The sequence below is a fragment of the Psychrobacillus sp. FSL K6-1415 genome, assembly GCF_038003185.1.
Taxonomy (GTDB): domain Bacteria; phylum Bacillota; class Bacilli; order Bacillales_A; family Planococcaceae; genus Psychrobacillus; species Psychrobacillus psychrodurans.
The window spans coordinates 2,541,354-2,561,382 of record NZ_JBBOOQ010000001.1; the positions used below are offsets into that span (position 1 = coordinate 2,541,354).

The window sequence follows — 20,029 nt, forward strand, 5'->3', positions numbered from 1 at the left end:
TTACATGAATTTATGCATGTAAAGGGGTGTTCATGAGTTATCTTTTGGATTTTGGTGGGGCAAGTATTTCAGAAAAAATTATTCCTTTGATTAAGTCGTCCTGACTACTAGGTATTAAACTGTCAACTACTGGAGTAGGTATAGTTACAGGTACATTTTTCTGGTGTGTACTTAATCTACCTGAGCTCCTAGCTACTCCTTGATCACGTTTAACTTCCCGCTCCATTTTTTCTACTTTTACAGGTACTTCTTTTACTATAGGAGGCTTAGTTTTCACCTCCTGCTGTCTTTCACTCGTAAACTGTTTAGCAAAATCACCTAATTCTTTAAATGGATTTTCTGAAACAGTTTTACGCATTGGGGTGCTATTTACTGGTTTTTCAACAGATTTTTTGTCGGATTCTTTATTATTTTTGAAAAAAAGACTAAAAATCGCTGCGATGATTATAGGAATGAAAGCTTCCAAGGAGATCGGCTCCTTTCCGCTATTATTTTAGCTCGTCGGTTGAAGGTTTATCTCCGCCGACCTTACTAATAGAATCTCTCATACCAGTATCTGCTTTGATATTATTATAATTCATGTAATCCATAACACCGATATTACCATCACGAAGTGCTTCAGCCATTGCTAATGGAACAGCCGCTTCCGCTTCTACAACTTTCGAACGCATCTCTACAACTTTTGCTTTCATCTCTTGTTCAGATGCTACAGCCATTGCACGACGTTCTTCTGCTTTTGCCTGGGCAATTTTCTTATCTGCCTCTGCTTGCTCTGTTTGTAATTCTGCTCCGATGTTTTTACCGATATCAACATCCGCAATATCAATCGATAGAATTTCAAATGCAGTTCCGGAATCTAATCCTTTCCCTAAAACTGTTTGAGAAATTAAATCTGGATTTTCTAATACTCGTTCATGACTTACACTAGAACCAATTGTTGAAATGATCCCTTCCCCTACTCGGGCTACAATTGTTTCTTCACCAGCACCACCGACTAATCGGTCAATATTAGCACGAACTGTAATACGTGCTTTAGCTTTAACTTCAATCCCATTCATCGCAACACCTGCAATGAATGGTGTTTCAATAACTTTAGGATTTACGGACATCTGAACCGCTTCTAAAACGTCACGACCAGCAAGATCGATTGCTGCTGCTCTTTCAAATGTTAGTTCGATATTAGCACGGTGTGCAGCAATTAATGCGTTAACAACACGGTCTACATTACCACCAGCCAAGTAATGACTTTCCAATTGGTTAATAGCAACTTCAAGTCCTGCTTTATGTGCTTTGATCAACGGATTAACGATCCGAGAAGGAATAACTCGACGTAACCTCATCCCTACTAATGTAAATATACTAATTTTTACCCCTGCTGCTAGTGCGGAAATCCATAGCGTAATTGGGAAAAATGTGAAAAATACTGAAAGTACTATAAATGCAAGTACGATAACGACGATTAAAGTAATTGTTGAACCTGTAATCATTCTGTTGCCTCCCCTTCTACTGCTTCTCGTACAACTATACGAGAGCCTTCTACTTTAATAATTTTAACATGTTTGTCTTTTCCTATAAAACTTCCATCTGAAACTGCATCAATTCTTTCATTATCGATACGTATAGTTCCAGCAGGTCTAAGTGGTGTCATAGTTACAGCAACTTTTCCGACTAGTTCCACTCGATTTTTATTGGAAACATATCCTTTTTCTGTTGTAGTCGCATCCGACAAAATCACTTTATTCAACACTTTTAATTCCTTACCAAAGAACTTCATAATAATCACCATTCCCACTATAGCTACTGATAAAGCAATAATAACAGCGATAATCATTTGCTCAATATCGCCACCAGCTAATATTATACTAGCAATAATAGCTGCCGCCCCTAATATACCACTAATTCCTCCGGGCAGGAAGAACTCTCCAATAATAAGTAAGACTCCAATAACAAAAATAATTATTGTTTCATACCCAGCCAGACCTGCAACTAAATGTCCAAAAAAGAAAAGAACTAACGAGATAAGTCCCATAGTACCTGCAACACCAAACCCAGGTGAATAAAGCTCGACGATTAAACCCAAACTTGCTATAGACAATAAAATTGGTACTACAATTGGATTTGTTATAAAACGAGCAAGGGATTCCATAAAGGTCTCTTCTGTTTCTATCACTTTTGCTCCAACAAGGTTAGTTGCTTGAAGTAGTTCATCAAATGAACTAACTGTTCCTTTAGAATATTCTACTTCTAAAGCCTCTGCTGAAGTAAGAGTCAATAATTTGCCAATAGGTGCTCTGTATTCAGGTAAGTCAATTGAATCGTCTGCCATTGCTTGAGCAAATAAAGGATTTTTTCCTGCTAACTCAGCAGCATTTTTCATTTTAGCCTTCCACGCACTGTTCGCCTTTTCATCAGCAGTGTTTCCACTACTGTCAATAACTGCAGCTGCACCGATTGTTCCACTCGGCGACATATAAATTTCATCCGTATGAAGCGCTAAATATGCTCCTGCAGATAATGCTTCTGAATTAATATATGAAATTGTACGAATGGATGTCGAGTCCAATAAATTAGCAATATCTTCTGCAGAATCTACAAAGCCACCAGGGGTATTGATTTCTAAAATAATTGCTTCTGCTCCAGCCTCTTCTGCATCATGGATAGAACGTTTCAGAAATGCATATAATCCTTTTTCTACTTCTTTGTACACAGGTATTTTATAAACTTCTGTAGAATTTGCAGTAAAAGTAGGGATCATCATTCCAAATGATAGGATTAACAAACAAAGAGAAATGGCATAACGAGAAAATTTCACCACTTAACCTCCTTTCTTCTATATGTATACTCCTATTTACGATGGAGTTATCAAAAAGTTTCATAAAATAAAAATAAACCGAGAAAATAAATTTTCTCGGTTTACATAATTGTAAATTTTAATCATAAAGTACGTGTTTTGAACGTAGGGATGGTTGGGATAATATACCACTTACGTTAACGTGCAGCTTCTGATTTCTTTTTACGTTTCCGCTCAGGTTTTAGAAACCATAGCTTCGAAGCTTTGTAAATTTAAATTTATTAGAATTTACGTTTACGGGCAGCTTCAGATTTCTTTTTACGCTTTACGCTTGGTTTTTCATAAAACTCGCGCTTTCTTACCTCTTGAATTGTACCACTTTTAGATACAGTACGTTTGAAGCGGCGAAGAGCATCTTCAAGCGATTCGTTTTTACGAACGACAGTTTTTGACATCTCTTTTTCCCTCCCTCCGAACACACGTCAAGTACATAACCAAGTGTTATGTACTAAAAAATTATACCGTATTGTAGAGACTTGGTCAATACTTTGATATAAATTTAACTTAATTTAGCTGAATGTTAAAACTTCCAACTCATTCAATTAAATCCTTCAGCAAATCTGAAAGGTTTTATAACTAAAGATGTTTGCCCTAGGTTGATGGTATCTTATCCGCCAACAGCTATCAGACCCTCATAACTCTGGTTAAAGCTCAGTTAGAAATCTTCAAGCAATACAGCAGGAGTTAATTAATAATCAGATTTACTTTCTAATCCTTTTACAATTTCTACTCCAGAACTTGCACCAATTCTTGTCGCTCCCACTTTAACCATCGCCTCAACATCAGCTAGATTTCGAACACCACCAGAAGCTTTCACTCCTAAGTTTGGCCCAACAGTTTCGCGCATTAGTTTAACCGCTTCTATCGTTGCTCCTCCAGTTGAAAAACCGGTTGATGTTTTCACAAAGTCTGCACCTGCAGCTTTAGATAATTCACTAGCTTTAATAATTTCTTCATTTGTTAATAAACAAGTTTCTAAAATAACTTTAACAATTGCCTTGTCTTTTGCTGCAGTTACTACTGCTTCGATATCTTTTTGTACTAAGTTATAATCTTGGTCTTTCAATGCACCAACATTTAATACCATATCAATTTCATCTGCACCATTTTCAATAGCATTAGTAGTTTCAAACACTTTAACTGCTGATGTACTTGCACCTAAAGGGAATCCGATAACAGTACAAACCTTTACTGGACTTTCTTTTAGTAGCGATGCACTTAAATTTACCCAAGTAGGGTTAACACATACCGATGCAAAATTATACGTTTTAGCTTCCTCACATAATTTTTCGATTTGGTTTTTAGTTGCGTCTTGTTTAAGTAAAGTATGATCTATTAATGCTGCAATATTTTCAGTCATTTGTTATTCCCCTTTCAAGATGTACGTACCTCTTAATAATACTCTTAATAAGATGAAAAGCGCAAGTAGATTACATTTTTTAAGCAAGAAATTCAAGATAAAGTATTTATTAATAATGGTATTCTCTAGACGGATGTGAGCTTGCCGCACGCTACGCATGAGCCTTCTAGGATGTGTCGCTATCGCTCTTCATCCTTTTTGAATCTCATTCTTCGCGCTCTTGCGGCTTGGAAGGCGCACATCCTAGTGACTGCTGATTCGAAAAAATACCTTTCTAAAATTACGGATCATTTGCATTTTGGACTAGATGCATATTTGTAATAAGTTTCCTTTCTGCAAGTAAATGATTATGATATCTCGCATTATTCACCTATTTTATTTCATAATGTTTAGAATACTAATTATGCCCAATCTTATAGTTAATAACTACTCACTAAATTGATTGGAGCGCAAGGCGGCGACTCCAGCCGGAAATAGCTTGAGCTGAAGAACCCGCAGGAAAGACATTGCTCGAACTTTATTTGGCCAATGTCTTCCCGACGAATAATCACAGGAGCATATGTTTTCGAAGCGACGAGGAGGCTGAAGCAAAGCTTGCGGAAATCTCAGCGGTATGATTTGTTTAATTATCAAGAAACCAGTAATCAAGTGAGAATTATTAACACTTTTTCTTCAAAAAAAACCGGTGAAATAATTTCACCGGTTTCAGCTTTATACTAATTCTGCTACTTCATCTAGTATCCTTACGAATTGTCCTTCATTGTATGGATATCCAGCTTTTGTGATTTTCACGCGTACTAACTTTCCGATTAAATCCTCTGAACCTGGGATAACAACCTTTAAGTAATTGTCTGAATAACCTTCTACCATATTAGATGCTGAATCTAGCTTATAAGATTCTTCAGGAATAATTTCAAGTACTTCGCCTTCAAATTTAGAAGCATACTCTACAGCTAATTGATCATTTAAAGTGATTAAACGATGGACACGTTCATTCTTTACTTCCTCATCTACTTGGTTATCCATTCTTGCAGCTGGTGTTCCAGTACGTTTAGAGTATGGAAATACATGTAGCTCGGAGAATTTTTGGTCACGAATAAAGTTAAACGTCTCCACAAATTCTTCCTCTGTTTCACCTGGGAAGCCAACAATAACATCCGAAGTAATAGCAAGATCTGGCAACGCCTCTCTTAAACGATCTAATCGATTCGCAAAAAACTCCATAGTATATTTTCTACGCATTCTTTTCAACACGGTATCTGAACCAGATTGAATAGGAATATGCAAATGTCTTACTACAATTTTAGAATCTCTTAAGACATCGATTACTTCGTCAGATAATTGGCTTGCTTCAATCGAACTAATGCGAAGTCTTTTTAAACCTTTGACGTTGTTTTCAATATCTCTTAATAGTTGAGCTAGATTATAATCCTTTAAATCTTCACCGTATCCACCAGTATGGATACCAGTTAGAACTATTTCCAAATAACCTGCATCAACTAATTGTTGTGCCTGTCTAACTACTTCTTCTGGATCTCTTGAACGCATAAGACCACGAGCCCAAGGGATAATACAAAAAGTACAGAAATTATTACAGCCTTCTTGAATTTTTAAGGATGCACGAGTTCTGTCTGTGAAAGTTGGTACATCTAATTCTTCATAAACTCGATTTTTCATAATATTTCCTACAGCATTGATCGGTTTACGTTCAGTTTTATACTGTTCAATATAATCTAACATTTTGGTGCGTTCCTGTGTTCCCACGACAATATCTACTCCTGGTATTGCCATTATTTCTGCAGGAGAGGTTTGTGCATAACAACCAGTTACACAAATAACTGCATCTGGGTTTTGGCGAACGGCACGACGAATCACTTGACGACTTTTTTTGTCTCCAGTATTCGTTACAGTACACGTATTTATAACATAGACATCTGATTGTTTTTCAAATTCAGTACGACTATACCCATTTTCTTTAAATAATTGCCAAATAGCTTCAGTTTCATAGTGATTTACTTTACAACCTAACGTATGGAATGCAACGGATGACAAGTTCTCACACCTCTTTCATTCAAATTCATAAGAAATTGCTGACAGCGCATATAACGGTGCAGTTTCAGTTCGAAGAATCCTAGGTCCTAGCGCAATTGTCTGAAAATCATTTTCTAATAATAGCTTTATCTCTGCTCGATCTAGTCCACCTTCCGGACCAAATACGATAAGTATCGATTGTTTATCATACACTTTTTTTAATTGTTCAGCAAACTTTTGTCGTTCCTGAATTTTTGCATCTTCTTCATCCGCTACAAATTTTACATCGAATGTTTTAGATATTTCTACCAACTCTTTTAAAGAGATTGGATTATGTATTTGTGGAATAGTAGAACGATGAGATTGCTCAGCTGCTTCCTTCGCAATCTTTTGTAATCTCGCTACCTTCTTCTCGTTTTTGGACTTATCCCATTTTACGATAGATCTTTTTGCTTCATATGGAAATAATTCATACATACCCAGTTCCGTTGCCTTTTGAGTAATCAATTCTAGCTTGTCTCCTTTTGGAAGACCGCAAACAAGTGATACTTTCTTTGGCATTTCATTGGTATTGGCTAACATTTCTTTTACTGTTAGATGGACTGATTTTGAAGTGCCTTCTATAATTTCCATCGTATACGTTTGGTTATTTGTAACAACAAAAACTTGATCACCCGGTGACATGCGCATCACCTGAATCATATGATGCGCGTCATCTCCGGTAATTGTCACCGTATTATTCTCACTTATAGGTTCATTTGTAAAATAACGTTGCATGACAATCTCCTTTAGTTAACAGGTTTTCTAGAAATGATTGTAACCCAATCTTCCATCATCATAACTTCCTCGATTTCAAATCCCGCTTGTTGTAAAGAATCTTTTACATCTTCCTTTTTCGTCGCTATAATTCCGGAAGTAATAAATAATCCACCTTCTTTTACAATCGTAAATGCATCATCGGTAAATGTCATGATGATTTCTGCTAATATATTTGCCACTACAATGTCCGCTTGTTCATTCACATTATCTAAAAGATTGCCATGTGTTACTTGAACAATGTCGTCTACTTTGTTTAAGGCAATATTTTCAATAGCAGATCTAACAGCCACTTCATCTAAATCTAGGGCATGAATCTTAGAAGCTCCTAGTTTCGCAGCACCAATAGAAAGAACTCCAGAGCCTGTTCCTACATCGATAACACTTGATGCTGTCTGGACAGTTTTCTCTAATGCTTGAAGACACATAACTGTTGTTGGATGAGTTCCTGTTCCAAACGCCATTCCAGGATCAAGTTCGATGATCAATTCGTCAGTGGTCACCCGTTCATAATCTTCCCAAGTCGGCACAATAGTAAATCGATTAGAAATTTTAACAGGATGGTAATACTTTTTCCAAGCAGTAGCCCAATCCTCTTCGTCGACTTCTTGAACTGTTATAACGTTATGACCTAGATCTATATTGAATTTTGTTAAATTGTTGATAGCAAGTTTGATCTCTTCCATTGTTTCTAATAAAAAACTCGTTTCAGCTAAATAAGCTTTTACGCGTACGCCATCTACCGGAAAATCATTTGGGTTTAAGCTGTAAATTTCACCAAATACATCTTCTCGTTCTCTTCCTAATTCTTCCGAGTCTTCGATAACTACACCACTTGCACCAGCTTCATGCAAAATATTACTTACCGCTTCAACCGCTTCATTTGTAGTATGGATGGATAGTTCAGACCATTTCACTTGCGCCAACTCCTTTATTCGCCTTTTAATGTCTTTTTGATCTTATCAAATAATGAACTGCCTTGCTCTTCTGGAATATCTCCACTAATTTCAGCAAATTCACGTAATAATTGCTTTTGTTTTTCTGTTAACTTTTTCGGAGTAACCACTTTAACTATTACATGCTGATCTCCAACACCATAGCCATGAACATTTTTTATACCCTTTCCTTTTAAACGGAAATTCGCTTGCGATTGAGTTCCAGCTGGGATCTTAAGTTTTACTTTACCTTGTACTGTTGGAACTTCAATTTCATCACCTAGAGCTGCTTGGGCGTATGTTAAAGGTAATTCGTAATAAATATCGTCGCCGTCGCGTTCAAAACGTGGATCTGCTTTTACACGGAAGACGATATATAAATCACCTGCTGGTCCACCGTTTACTCCAGGTTCACCTTGGCCGCTTACACGTAGCTGTTGACCATCATCAACACCAGCTGGAATTGTAACTTTAATTTTTTTGCGTTTATTAACTGTCCCTTTACCGTGACAAGTAGCACATTTATCTTTAATAATGTTACCTGTTCCTTGACAGTGATTACATGCCCGTTTTGTTTGTACTCGACCAAATGGAGTATCTTGGGTAACATTCACTTGACCAAGTCCGTTACAATGTGAACATTTTTCTGGTTTTGTACCAGGTTTTGCACCTGATCCAGAACATGTTTCACAATTTTCTTCTTTAGAAACTTCAATTTCTTTTTCTTTTCCAAACACTGCTTCTTCAAACTCAATAGTCATCGAATACTGAAGATCATTCCCTTTTCTTGGGGCGTTAGGATCACGTCGCCTAGAACCTCCGCCACCACCAAAGAATGAACTAAAGATATCTTCAAATCCGAATCCATCAGCACTTCCACCGAAGCCGCCAAACCCTTGGTTAGGACCAGCATGACCAAACTGATCATAAGATGAACGTTTTTGCTCATCACTTAGTACTTCATATGCTTCGGAAATTTCTTTAAACTTATCCTCTGCACCAGCTTCTTTGTTAATATCTGGGTGAAATTGTTTCGAAAGCTTACGATATGCTTTTTTTATCTCGTCTTGAGTTGCGCTCTTAGAAATACCAAGAACCTCATAATAATCACGTTTATTCATCTTTCACTCTCCTGCTCTGTTAACTTGCACATAGAAATAATTGTACCATGTTCAAATTCCTAATAGCAAAACTTTGAAAATTTAATCATTCAAATTAATTTATGTTTATTTCTACTTCAATGCACTTTCATTTTTCGAAGTTAGCGCAGCATTCATTTTTCCTATACAGTAAGAAAAGCCAAAGCCGGAACCGGTCTTTGACTTTTTGCTTACCGACACTTAAACAATCTTACTTGTCTTTATCGTCGTTTACTTCTTCAAATTCTGCATCTACTACACCGTCATCAGAAGGACCAGCTTGTTCTGCATTAGCTGCAGCATCCGCTTGCGCTTGTTCATACAATTTCATTGTAAGCTGTTGAACAATTTCATTTAGTTTATCTTTTTTCGTTTTGATATCTTCTAAGTTTCCAGCTTCTAAAGCAGCTTTTAACTCTTCTTTTGCATCTTCAGCAGATTTTTTCTCTTCTACTGATACTTTATCTTCTAGATCTTTTAATGTTTTTTCAGTCATGAATACTAATTGATCCGCTTCATTTTTCACTTCTGCTTCTTCTTTACGTACTTTATCCGCTTCTGCATTAGCTTCTGCTTCTTTTACCATACGCTCGATTTCTTCGTCAGAAAGTGAAGAGTTAGATTGGATTGTGATATTTTGTTCTTTTTGTGTCCCTAGATCTTTTGCTTTAACATTTACAATACCATTTTTATCGATATCAAATGTTACTTCAATTTGTGGAACACCACGTGGTGCTGGTGGAATATCCGCTAGCTGGAAGCGTCCAAGTGTTTTATTGTCCGCAGACATCGGGCGTTCACCTTGAAGTACATGAATATCTACTGCAGGCTGGTTATCTGCCGCTGTTGAGAATGTTTGTGATTTTGAAGTAGGGATTGTTGTATTACGTTCAATTAGTTTAGTAAATACGCCACCCATTGTTTCAATACCTAAAGAAAGTGGTGTTACGTCAAGAAGTACAACGTCTTTTACATCTCCAGTTAATACTCCACCTTGTACAGCAGCTCCCATAGCTACTACTTCATCTGGGTTTACACCTTTATGTGGTTCTTTGCCAGTTTCTTTTTTAATAGCGTCTTGTACTGCTGGGATACGAGTAGATCCACCAACAAGGATTACTTTATCGATTTGAGAAGCAGATAATCCAGCATCTTTCATCGCTTGACGAGTAGGTACCATTGTACGTTCAACTAATGAAGCAGTTAAATCGTCAAATTTTGCACGAGTCATTGTAACTTCTAAGTGAAGTGGTCCAGCTTCTCCTGCAGTGATGAACGGAAGTGAGATTTGAGTTGATGTTACACCAGACAAATCTTTTTTCGCTTTTTCAGCAGCATCCTTTAGACGTTGAACTGCCATCTTATCTTTAGATAAGTCGATACCATTTTCTTTTTTGAATTCTTGTACTAAATAATCCATTAATACTTGGTCAAAGTCATCTCCACCAAGACGGTTATCACCAGCAGTTGCTAGTACTTCAAATACGCCATCTCCTAGTTCAAGGATAGATACGTCAAATGTACCTCCACCAAGATCATAAACTAGAATTTTTTCATCGTGGTCCATTTTATCTAAACCATATGCAAGTGCAGCAGCAGTTGGTTCGTTGATAATACGTTCTACTTCAAGACCAGCGATACGACCAGCATCTTTAGTAGCTTGACGTTCTGCATCATTAAAGTAAGCAGGAACTGTAATTACTGCTTTCGTTACTTTTTCACCTAAGTATTCTTCTGCAAAACCTTTTAAGTATTGAAGAATCATTGCTGAAACTTCTTGTGGTGTATATTCTTTTCCTTCAGCGCTAACTTTTTCGTTTGTACCCATTAAACGCTTAACAGATGCAATTGTATTAGCATTTGTAATAGATTGACGTTTTGCAACTTCCCCTACTTGTTTTTCGCCATTTTTAAAGGCAACTACTGATGGAGTAGTACGATTACCTTCTGGATTCGGAATTACTTTTGGTTCTCCACCTTCTAATACAGATACACATGAGTTTGTTGTTCCTAAGTCAATACCAATAATTTTAGACATTTAGTTTTCCTCCTAATAAATAACTGGAATATTTATATCATTTATTCATTTACTTTGACCATTGAAGGTCTTAATACGCGATCTTTTAACTTGTACCCTTTTTGCAACTCTTGAAGCACAATTCCTGATTCTTTTGAGTCATCTTGTTCTTGCATAACTGCTTGGTGGAAGTTCGGGTCAAATGCAACACCTTCTGCTTCAATTTGTTCCAAACCTTCTTTTTTAACAGCCTCTAGTAAAGTGCGGTAAACCATATCCACTCCTTTAACTAATGAAGTTGCTTCCTCTGAAGTTGTTTCAACTGCAAGAGCTCTTTCAAAGTTATCAAGCACTGGTAATATATCCATTAAAACAGATTGTGCTCTGTATTTGTGATCAGATGCTTTATCTAACTGTACTCGACGTTTATAATTCTCGAAGTCTGCTCTCAATCGAATTAGTTTATCTTGTTCTTCTTCTACTTGCTGTTTAGCAAGTGTTAGTTCGTCTACTTCTTCAACTACTTCTTCAACCTGTTCAGGCTCTTCAGAGGTATTTTCTACTTCTTGCTCTTCTAATTTTTCATCTTTGATTTCCGACACGGTATGCAACTCTCCTTATCCATGATGTCCATGTAATATCCTAGATAATTCTCTAGATAAATCACCACTCATAATATCTAGCAATGATACGACTCTCCGATAGTCCATCCGGGTTGGACCAATAATTGCAATCGAACCCATCTGTTCTTTACCGATGCCATATGATGCAGTAATAACACTACAACCTTCCATGGCAAGGTCATTATTTTCTGAGCCAATCCTAATTTGAATGCCTTTTTTATCTAAATGAAAAATATCTGGAATTTGGTTTACATGATCCATCCAATTCATAATACTTCGTGCTTTTTCTACATCATTGAATTCTGGTTGGTTTAATATTTGCAGCTTACCACCATAATACACTTTGTCTTCATGCTCAATAGTCAATGCTTGGTTAAGCGATCCAAAAAGATGATTTAGACGACCGTTGTTTTGATGCAAAACTGTCGTGGTGACTGTCTCAAGCATTGCAGGTAGCTCATGCAAATATACGCCAACCAACCGTTCGTTGATCAAATTGATCATACGTTCGATATCTGATGCATGAAAATTTTCAGGAATAGAAAATATACGATTTTCTACATGACCACTGTCAGTAACAATTATAGCTACTGCAGAATCGCTTGATAGTGGTACAATGGAAAAACGTTTAACACGATGTTTCCTCACATCTAAACCTAACATAATAGAGGTATAATTCGTTAGTTCCGATATTATTTCAGCGGATTTACGAATTATTTGCTCCGTCTCCACCTTTCGTTCTTCAAAAATAGAACGAATTTGTTTTATCTCATTTTGCGAAATTCTTTGTGGAGTTAACATATTATCGACATAATAACGGTAGCCTTTTTGTGAAGGCACGCGACCAGACGAAGTATGCGTTTTTTCTAAAAAGCCCATTTCTTCTAAATCTGCCATTTCGTTTCGAATAGTAGCAGGACTAAATGGTACTTCCTCCTTTTTCGAAAGCTGACGAGATCCAACTGGTTGAGCGGTTTCGATAAAATCATCTACCGTTACTTGCAATATTAATAATTGCCTGTTTGTTAGCATGATTATCACCTCTGTTAGCACTCACTCAAAGAGAGTGCTAATACTCATATAAAACTTATCAAATCTACAGAAAACTGTCAACGATTTAGCTTTAATTATTTCAGGAAATATTGAAACACTTCATTTCCAATAAATCTTCCCCGTGTAGTAAGCCTCACAAAATTATCTTGAATGATTATTAATTCCTTTTGAAGTAATTCATCTAGTTCTTTTCCGTAAATATCATGAAGTGTGATACCATATCTTCCCTCAAACTTTTCTAGTGATACTCCCTCATTCTTTCTTAAACCAAGAAACATTTCTTCTTCCATTTTTTCCACTTTTGTTACTTCTTTTTGCATCATAAGAGGTTTTTCCCCTAAATCGATTGTTTGCATATACTTTTTTAACGGTCCATGATTTGAATATCTTACACCGTTCACATATCCATGAGCACCAGCACCTAAACCTATATATTCATCATTGTTCCAATACAGTAAATTATGCTTCGATTCTTTCCCCTCATATGCGAAGTTACTAATTTCATATTGAGTATAACCATGATTTTTCATTTCTTCTAATAAATAGCTATACATTTCTGCCTCTAAGTCTTCACCAGGAAGAGATAGCTTACCTTTGGATAGTAAATTATAAAAAATCGTTTTTGGTTCTACTAAAAGTGAATAGGCAGATATATGGGGTATTTTTAAGCGGAACGCTTCCTGTAAGGATGCTTTCCATTGTTCCATCGTTTGGTTGGGAAGACCATACATCAAATCAATACTAATTGATGGGAATTCAGTTTGTTTGGCATATTCTATAACTTCATAAACATGATCATTAGAATGAGTTCTTCCTAAAACTTTTAATAGATCTTGATCAAAGGTTTGAACACCCATACTTAAACGATTTACGCCATATTTACGCATTAACTGCATTTTTTCAAGTGTTAATTCATCCGGATTTGCCTCAGACGTAAACTCCGTTACATGTTCCATTGGTATATGTTTATGAATTAATGATAGTAATCGATCTAATTGCTCTACCGTTAAAGAAGTCGGAGTTCCACCACCAATAAATATTGTATCAATTTTAGCTGGTTCTGCATCGTTTTGCCATAACGACATTTCTTTTCCAAGAGACTCAATATATTCATCTACAGGTTGATTTTGAAAGAAAAATTTATTGAAATCGCAGTAATTACATATTTGATGACAAAAAGGAATATGTATATATACGCCTCGTACCATAACTATCCCTACTTTCTTTCCATAAAGGAAAAAGGAGGCTACTAGTGCCCCCTCTTTTACTTTTATTTATTTGGCTCGTCCATCTTTAGAACGGCCATGAATGCTTCCTGAGGAACTTCTACAGAACCTACTTGCTTCATGCGTTTTTTTCCTTCTTTTTGTTTATCAAGAAGTTTGCGTTTACGAGATATATCTCCACCGTAACATTTCGCCAAGACATTTTTACCGATAGACTTAATAGTAGACCTAGCGACAATTTTTTGTCCAATAGCAGCTTGTACTGGAACTTCAAATTGTTGTCTAGGAATTAGAGCTTTCAGCTTTTCAACTATTACCTTCCCACGTTCGTACGCGAAATCACGGTGAACAATAAAGCTAAGAGCATCCACTTTCTCACTGTTAAGTAAAATATCCATTTTCACTAACTTAGATTCCTTATATCCAATTAAGTCGTAATCAAAAGAAGCATAGCCTTTTGTACTCGACTTTAAAGCATCAAAGAAGTCATAAACAACTTCTGATAAAGGAATTTCATAAATAATATTAACACGTGATTTCGATAAGAAATCCATCGTGATAAAGTTCCCGCGTTTACGTTGACAAAGTTCCATAACTGAACCTACATAATCTTCTGGAACCATAATAGATGCTTTTACATATGGTTCTTCGATTGTATCTACTTTTTGGACGTCCGGCATCATTGATGGGTTGTCCACTTTTAGAGTATCTCCGTTTGTAAGCTTTACATCATATATAACACTAGGTGCCGTAGTAATTAAATCAATCTTAAATTCACGTTCTATACGCTCCTGAATTATCTCCATATGTAATAATCCAAGGAAACCACAACGATATCCAAAACCTAATGCTTGGGAAGTTTCCGGTTCGAACTCTAATGCTGAATCATTCAGTTGAAGTTTTTCTAAAGCCTCACGTAAATCAACGTATTTCGTATTGTCAATTGGATATAACCCACAGAAAACCATTGGATTCATTTTTTTATATCCAGCTAAAGGTTCCAAAGCAGGATTGTTAGCTAAAGTAATCGTATCACCGACACTTGAGTCACCTACGTTTTTCATCGAAGCTGTTAAAAATCCAACGTCACCAACAGTCAATTCAGAACGCTGTGTCGTTCTAGGAGTAAATACTCCAGTTTCTACTACTTCGAATTCCTTGCCAGAAGACATCATTTTAATCGTATCGCCTGGTTTAACTGTACCTTCCACAATACGAATATAAACAATTACCCCACGATAAGGATCAAATAATGAGTCAAATATCAAAGCCTTTAAAGGGGCATTTGGATCTCCAGATGGTGCAGGTACTTTTTCTACAATTTGTTCTAGGATTTCTTCGATACCAATACCAGCTTTTGCAGATGCTAAAACAGCTTCTGAGGCATCCAAACCAATAACGTCTTCAACTTCTGCTCTTACACGCTCTGGATCTGCAGCTGGAAGATCTATTTTATTGATAACTGGAAGTATTTCAAGATCATTATCTAAAGCCAAATAAACATTTGCAAGTGTCTGTGCTTCAATTCCCTGTGCTGCATCTACAACTAAAATAGCACCTTCACAGGCAGCTAAACTACGAGACACCTCATAGGTGAAATCGACATGACCTGGAGTATCAATAAGATGGAAGATGTACTCTTCACCGTCTTTTGCATTATAAGTCAATTGAACAGCATTCAATTTTATAGTAATACCACGTTCACGTTCAAGATCCATTGAATCGAGTAATTGGCTCTGCATTTCTCGAGATGTTACCGTTTGCGTTTTTTCTAATATACGATCCGCAAGTGTCGATTTCCCATGATCAATATGGGCAATAATCGAAAAATTACGTATTTTCTTCTGTCGTGCCAGTCTCTCATCATTATTCATACTTGTTCACTCCTAATTAAACTACTTGCATTATAACAGATAAAGGATTGTTTAAAAAATATTACTGTATCATTGTATGTACATTCTAGATTGTTTAAATTGAGTTGAACCCATAATTAATTGATGTCGTGCTGAGTGGATATCAACGTTGTTCGGGTTTCACTATTTAATATACTTTTATGTATTTTAAAATAAATAATTTTTCGCCAGACTTTAATCTTATCAAAAACCTCTTAATAACACAATCTACGAGTATATATTCCTTATGAAAAGAGATGAAGCAGAATTGCTTCATCTCTTATTGTTTACTTATATTGGTAAATCTTCATTTAACATATTCGATATCGCTTTTGCTAAAACTGCAATAGAACGATTTAATTCCTGTTCATTATTATCGATGCCACCCAATTCTACATTGAGTAAAATTTTGGAAAGGTCTTGATTGTAAACACCGTCTACTCCCTTTCCTTCCCGTGGTAGAATTCCTCGTGAAATTCCAGGAACTAATTTATTTAGTTGATCAGAGAGATTTTGTGCGAGTTGTTCATTCCATTTATAATTGGGGTGCTCTCGGCCAATAACAAATATAAATTTAGCATAGCGTTCTTCTCCATTTATAAGCGTCGTCACATTTGCTTTTGCGGAATCTCTATGAATATCTAAAATAATATCATATTCTTTCTGCCCAATTGCTTGTTGAACAAAAGGTCTTATTGAATCATATTGTTTCGCATCTCCTGTACTCTCTGGCCCCAAAATATCGGTTTCTAATTGATGAACTGCAAATTGAGCAGTTATCTGCTCTTGGAAGGACGTAATATTGTTTTCTGAATGGTACGTTGCAATTTTCTCACCCTTAGCAGCTAGTATAGGCTTATAGGCTTCTTGAGAATGGGTAAAATAAACAAATGCTTTTTTAGGTTCTAAAATTTCGGGAGCAGCAGTTTTTGTTTCTAACTGCGCGGCGTAGACGACTGCAGTAGTACTCTCCTCTTTTGGTGTTACTTCTTTTGTTGCGGTTTGTTGCTTTTGTTGCGGGAAAAGAGGCGTTTGGACGGTTGCAATAATAATTGGTGCTAAAAATAAAAGTAATAAAATGCTAACTACATTCTTTAAGGACTTAGCCATAATTTCCACTCTCCTCACACAATCGTATGAAGAGAGCGGCAATTTTAGAACACTTTATCTAGTTGTAATCCAACTTTCTATCCCATTAGACAATATATATGCATAGTGTTCAACCCAAGCATCCGTTTCTTTAGGGGTTACAAATAGGGATGGGTTTTTACCGACAAATACTTCTTCAAACAACTTTCTTTTTTCTTCCGTAGACCACGTAACCCATTCTCCAAAAATTGGTTGAAGTACAGATTTGTCGATGTTCGGTTTTTTATTAGAAACCATCGGCGTTACCGCTAATGCAGAGGAAGGTCGCCCTTTTTCCTCCACCTTAGAAGCAATATAATGAATGACTTGCTCCATTGCATCAGCATATAAAACTGGTCCATCCACAACCATCGGAATACCTATAGCTGTTACTGGCACCCCATATACTTCTTCCGATATTTCTTTTCGTTGATTTCCTACACCTGATCCTGGATGTATTCCTGTATTTGTCAGCTGAATAGTTTTACATAGGCGTTCGCTATTTCTAGCTGCTAAAGCATCTAACACAATGATTAGATCTGGTTTATATGCTTTACTAATTGCTTCTACAAAATCACTTGTCTCAAAACCTGTTTGTCCAGTTACCCCTGGAGCATACATCACTACTTTTACCCGTTCAGCACTTTCAGTCAATGAAGAACTTTGTAAATACTCAATTGCCTTTGGACCAATGGCATCAGGAGTTATAGTTGCATTACCTAATCCAATGATTAATATTTTTGAGTCCTTCGATAGATTTAAATCATGATGCATCTCTCTAAGTTTTTCGATAAATATTTTTTCTAAGGGTTTGAAACTATCCTCTTGGTCCGGACTCACCGTCAAATCCGTTAAAGTAATATATTTACCTTTTTTCTTTCCTAATTTCTTTTCTCCTTCTTCATTGACTTCAATTGATGTCACAAGTACTGCACCTTCACGATTTTCTTCGAATGTAATTCCTTCGGAGTTTTTAAGTTTATTTTTCTCCTCGCCTGTACGATGCTTTACCATTTCATCTGATTCATCTAATAAATCAGTTCTTCCCCACATAATATCACCTCTTATTTAGTGTGGTCGATGTGTCAAGTAAATATTCTTTGCATTTATATATTGCAATTTGTTTTTGTGTTTGTTAAAATAATGCTTGTTGTATTAGAAAGAAATGTATCATCTCAGACCTTATTAGGAGGTGAAAGGTATGCCAAACATTAAATCTGCTATTAAACGTGTTAAGACAAATGAGAGATTAAACACTCAAAACGCAAAAGCAAAATCAGCAATGCGTACTGCTGTGAAAAAAGCTGATACTGCTGCTCTTAATAACGACGAAAACGCAAAAGATCTAATTAAAACTGCTATTCAACAACTTGAAAAAGCAGCTTCAAAAGGATTAATTCATAAAAACGCAGCTTCTCGTAAGAAGTCTCAATTAATGAAAAAAGCGTAATAAAAAAAGACTATCCGATTATTTCGGATAGTCTTTATTTTTTTCAAAAAATAGTTTTCCCCTTAAGTGCACGGTGAAAATTCTGTAAAAGCATTTTTGACTTCACATAAAAGAAACTATTTTTTAAAAAAACATTGCACAAAAGGTTTCTCGTTGATTATTACTTTTAGGTTCTAATATAGAATATCAAATCGCGCTATCCCCCCTAAAGAGTAGGATTTAAAGAAAGAATCATGAACATATCTTGGAATCCTGTTATTAACATAAATGCCCGTAAAAACACCATCACAAAATGAAGTGACTAGCAATTTCTGCTTAACAGACTATAACTTGGAAAAACCATCTTTAATCACGTATTTATTGGTGGATTAACATACTTAAATCCAAAGATTATAGAGTGAACTTAATAACGATTAAGCCCCTTACTTCAGCAAAAACATCTCTAAAATTCTATCTCGATTTATATTTAGTGTTTTTAACTGTAAATCGACTGTCGCAAGATCATTCAATGTTTGCAGCAGTTTTTGTTCATTGTGAAGCATAGGGTGATCTATTAATAACTTTACTCGGTATGGATGGACCTTAAGCTGATTGGCAATTTGCTGAGCATGATAGCCTTTTTTCTTTAAGTGGCTTACCTGGACCATTAATCTAACTTGTGTTGCTATTAAAGCATTTAGCTTTAATGGATCCTCTTTTCTCTTCAATAAATCGTGATAAATTTCAATCGCTTCACTTTTATGCCCCGAAAGATAAGCATTTCCTAATGTAAAAACATCCTGCTCTAGAGTACGTACAAGCAACTTCTTTATTGTGTCACTATCGATCTCTTGCTCTTCGCCAACGAAAGTTGCTATTTTCGCTAACTCTGTCTGCAGATGAACAAGATCCGTTCCACCAAGTTCAATAAGGCAATCTATAGACTCATCAGACATCGTTTTCCCATGTGTAGAAAGTTCATGTAAAATCCATCCCTTTAAATCATGGACCTGTAAGCTAACTGACTCAATAACATTGGCTGTCTGTTTCATAGCTTTTGTAATTTTCTTACGTTCGTCTAGTTTTTCATAAGGTGCTATAAAAACAGTGATTGCTGATGGTGAAGGAGATTTCAACCACTCTTCTAGACTAACCGTATCATGGACTATTTTTTCTTTTCCCTTTTCAGTCGCTTTTAGAAAGAATGCATTTTTTGCTATAACCAGTTTCTTATCTGAAAAAAAAGGAATAGTATCTGCCTCATACATAACCTCGTCTACTTTACTTTCCTCCATATCGAAGGTGATAACTTCTAATTCCCCTTGATCATTTAATTGTCTTTTAATTCTTTTTAATGTTTCTTCGATAAAATATGCTTCATTTCCATATAATAAATACACAGAAGAAATGTTATTATTAGATATCTGCATCCACTTTTCTGAAATCATGTTAAGTGCTCCTTGCTATGTATAGTTATATTTCATTATATCGTAAATACGTGTATAAATTGTGACATTATATGCCTTACT

General features: G+C 36.0%; 18 protein-coding genes. 1 reads left to right on the plus strand and 17 read right to left on the minus strand.

The genetic code is table 11. The features are described 5' to 3' along the window. Window positions 1-37: 37 nt before the first annotated feature. From MKY60_RS12020 to gpr, 16 genes are all read right to left on the minus strand, one after another. Window positions 38-466: a hypothetical protein gene (locus MKY60_RS12020; RefSeq protein WP_340929984.1), complete on the minus strand. Its 429-nt coding sequence runs from the start codon at window positions 464-466 to the stop codon at window positions 38-40. Between the two features lie 22 nt (window positions 467-488). After that, window positions 489-1,487: a flotillin-like protein FloA gene (gene floA / locus MKY60_RS12025; protein WP_090563835.1), complete on the minus strand. Its 999-nt coding sequence runs from the start codon at window positions 1,485-1,487 to the stop codon at window positions 489-491. Then, the gene (locus MKY60_RS12030) at window positions 1,484-2,758 is read right to left on the minus strand and encodes an NfeD family protein (RefSeq protein ID WP_340931094.1); all 1,275 of its coding nucleotides are present in this window, start codon (window positions 2,756-2,758) and stop codon (window positions 1,484-1,486) included. Before MKY60_RS12030 ends, floA begins: the two co-directional genes overlap by 4 nt. A gap of 314 nt (window positions 2,759-3,072) precedes the next feature. After that, window positions 3,073-3,246, minus strand: coding sequence for a 30S ribosomal protein S21 (gene rpsU, locus MKY60_RS12035; RefSeq protein ID WP_016426884.1), 174 nt, complete (start codon window positions 3,244-3,246; stop codon window positions 3,073-3,075). A 293-nt stretch (window positions 3,247-3,539) separates the two neighbouring features. Continuing rightward, window positions 3,540-4,211 carry a deoxyribose-phosphate aldolase gene (deoC, locus tag MKY60_RS12040; protein ID WP_340929985.1) on the minus strand — a complete coding sequence of 224 codons (672 nt, stop codon included), beginning with the start codon at window positions 4,209-4,211 and terminating at the stop codon, window positions 3,540-3,542. 711 nt (window positions 4,212-4,922) lie between these two features. Beyond that, complete coding sequence (gene mtaB, locus MKY60_RS12045) at window positions 4,923-6,263, minus strand: tRNA (N(6)-L-threonylcarbamoyladenosine(37)-C(2))-methylthiotransferase MtaB (protein ID WP_340929986.1); 1,341 nt, start codon at window positions 6,261-6,263, stop codon at window positions 4,923-4,925. A gap of 15 nt (window positions 6,264-6,278) precedes the next feature. Next, on the minus strand, window positions 6,279-7,019 hold the full coding sequence (locus MKY60_RS12050) for a 16S rRNA (uracil(1498)-N(3))-methyltransferase (RefSeq protein ID WP_093496120.1): 741 nt from the start codon (window positions 7,017-7,019) through the stop codon (window positions 6,279-6,281). Window positions 7,020-7,030: 11 nt separating this feature from the next. Further along, window positions 7,031-7,975 (minus strand): 50S ribosomal protein L11 methyltransferase, encoded by a 945-nt coding sequence (gene prmA / locus MKY60_RS12055; protein ID WP_090563842.1) that lies wholly within the window; start codon window positions 7,973-7,975, stop codon window positions 7,031-7,033. 14 nt (window positions 7,976-7,989) lie between these two features. Further along, window positions 7,990-9,114 (minus strand): molecular chaperone DnaJ, encoded by a 1,125-nt coding sequence (gene dnaJ / locus MKY60_RS12060; protein WP_093496122.1) that lies wholly within the window; start codon window positions 9,112-9,114, stop codon window positions 7,990-7,992. 229 nt (window positions 9,115-9,343) lie between these two features. Further along, a complete protein-coding gene (dnaK, locus tag MKY60_RS12065; RefSeq protein WP_340879979.1) occupies window positions 9,344-11,170 on the minus strand; it encodes a molecular chaperone DnaK in 1,827 nt (608 codons plus the stop codon). 41 nt (window positions 11,171-11,211) lie between these two features. Continuing rightward, a complete protein-coding gene (grpE, locus tag MKY60_RS12070) occupies window positions 11,212-11,751 on the minus strand; it encodes a nucleotide exchange factor GrpE (RefSeq protein WP_418939823.1) in 540 nt (179 codons plus the stop codon). Between the two features lie 15 nt (window positions 11,752-11,766). Next, a complete protein-coding gene (gene hrcA, locus MKY60_RS12075; protein WP_340879981.1) occupies window positions 11,767-12,804 on the minus strand; it encodes a heat-inducible transcriptional repressor HrcA in 1,038 nt (345 codons plus the stop codon). Window positions 12,805-12,899: 95 nt separating this feature from the next. Beyond that, window positions 12,900-14,033, minus strand: coding sequence for a radical SAM family heme chaperone HemW (gene hemW / locus MKY60_RS12080; protein ID WP_093496125.1), 1,134 nt, complete (start codon window positions 14,031-14,033; stop codon window positions 12,900-12,902). 62 nt (window positions 14,034-14,095) lie between these two features. Continuing rightward, complete coding sequence (gene lepA, locus MKY60_RS12085) at window positions 14,096-15,925, minus strand: translation elongation factor 4 (protein WP_090563854.1); 1,830 nt, start codon at window positions 15,923-15,925, stop codon at window positions 14,096-14,098. Window positions 15,926-16,234: 309 nt separating this feature from the next. Further along, entirely contained in the window at window positions 16,235-17,053 is an 819-nt protein-coding gene (gene spoIIP / locus MKY60_RS12090) for a stage II sporulation protein P (RefSeq protein ID WP_241596533.1), read from the minus strand. A gap of 54 nt (window positions 17,054-17,107) precedes the next feature. Then, window positions 17,108-18,124, minus strand: a complete 1,017-nt coding sequence (gene gpr / locus MKY60_RS12095) for a GPR endopeptidase (protein ID WP_090563858.1) — start codon at window positions 18,122-18,124, stop codon at window positions 17,108-17,110. A gap of 148 nt (window positions 18,125-18,272) precedes the next feature. On the opposite strand from gpr, the gene rpsT reads away from it, so the two are divergent. Beyond that, window positions 18,273-18,521 carry a 30S ribosomal protein S20 gene (gene rpsT, locus MKY60_RS12100; protein ID WP_090563860.1) on the plus strand — a complete coding sequence of 83 codons (249 nt, stop codon included), beginning with the start codon at window positions 18,273-18,275 and terminating at the stop codon, window positions 18,519-18,521. 422 nt (window positions 18,522-18,943) lie between these two features. Here the strand turns inward: rpsT and holA are convergent, their stop codons facing one another. Continuing rightward, the gene (holA, locus tag MKY60_RS12105) at window positions 18,944-19,948 is read right to left on the minus strand and encodes a DNA polymerase III subunit delta (protein WP_093496127.1); all 1,005 of its coding nucleotides are present in this window, start codon (window positions 19,946-19,948) and stop codon (window positions 18,944-18,946) included. Window positions 19,949-20,029 lie beyond the last annotated feature (81 nt).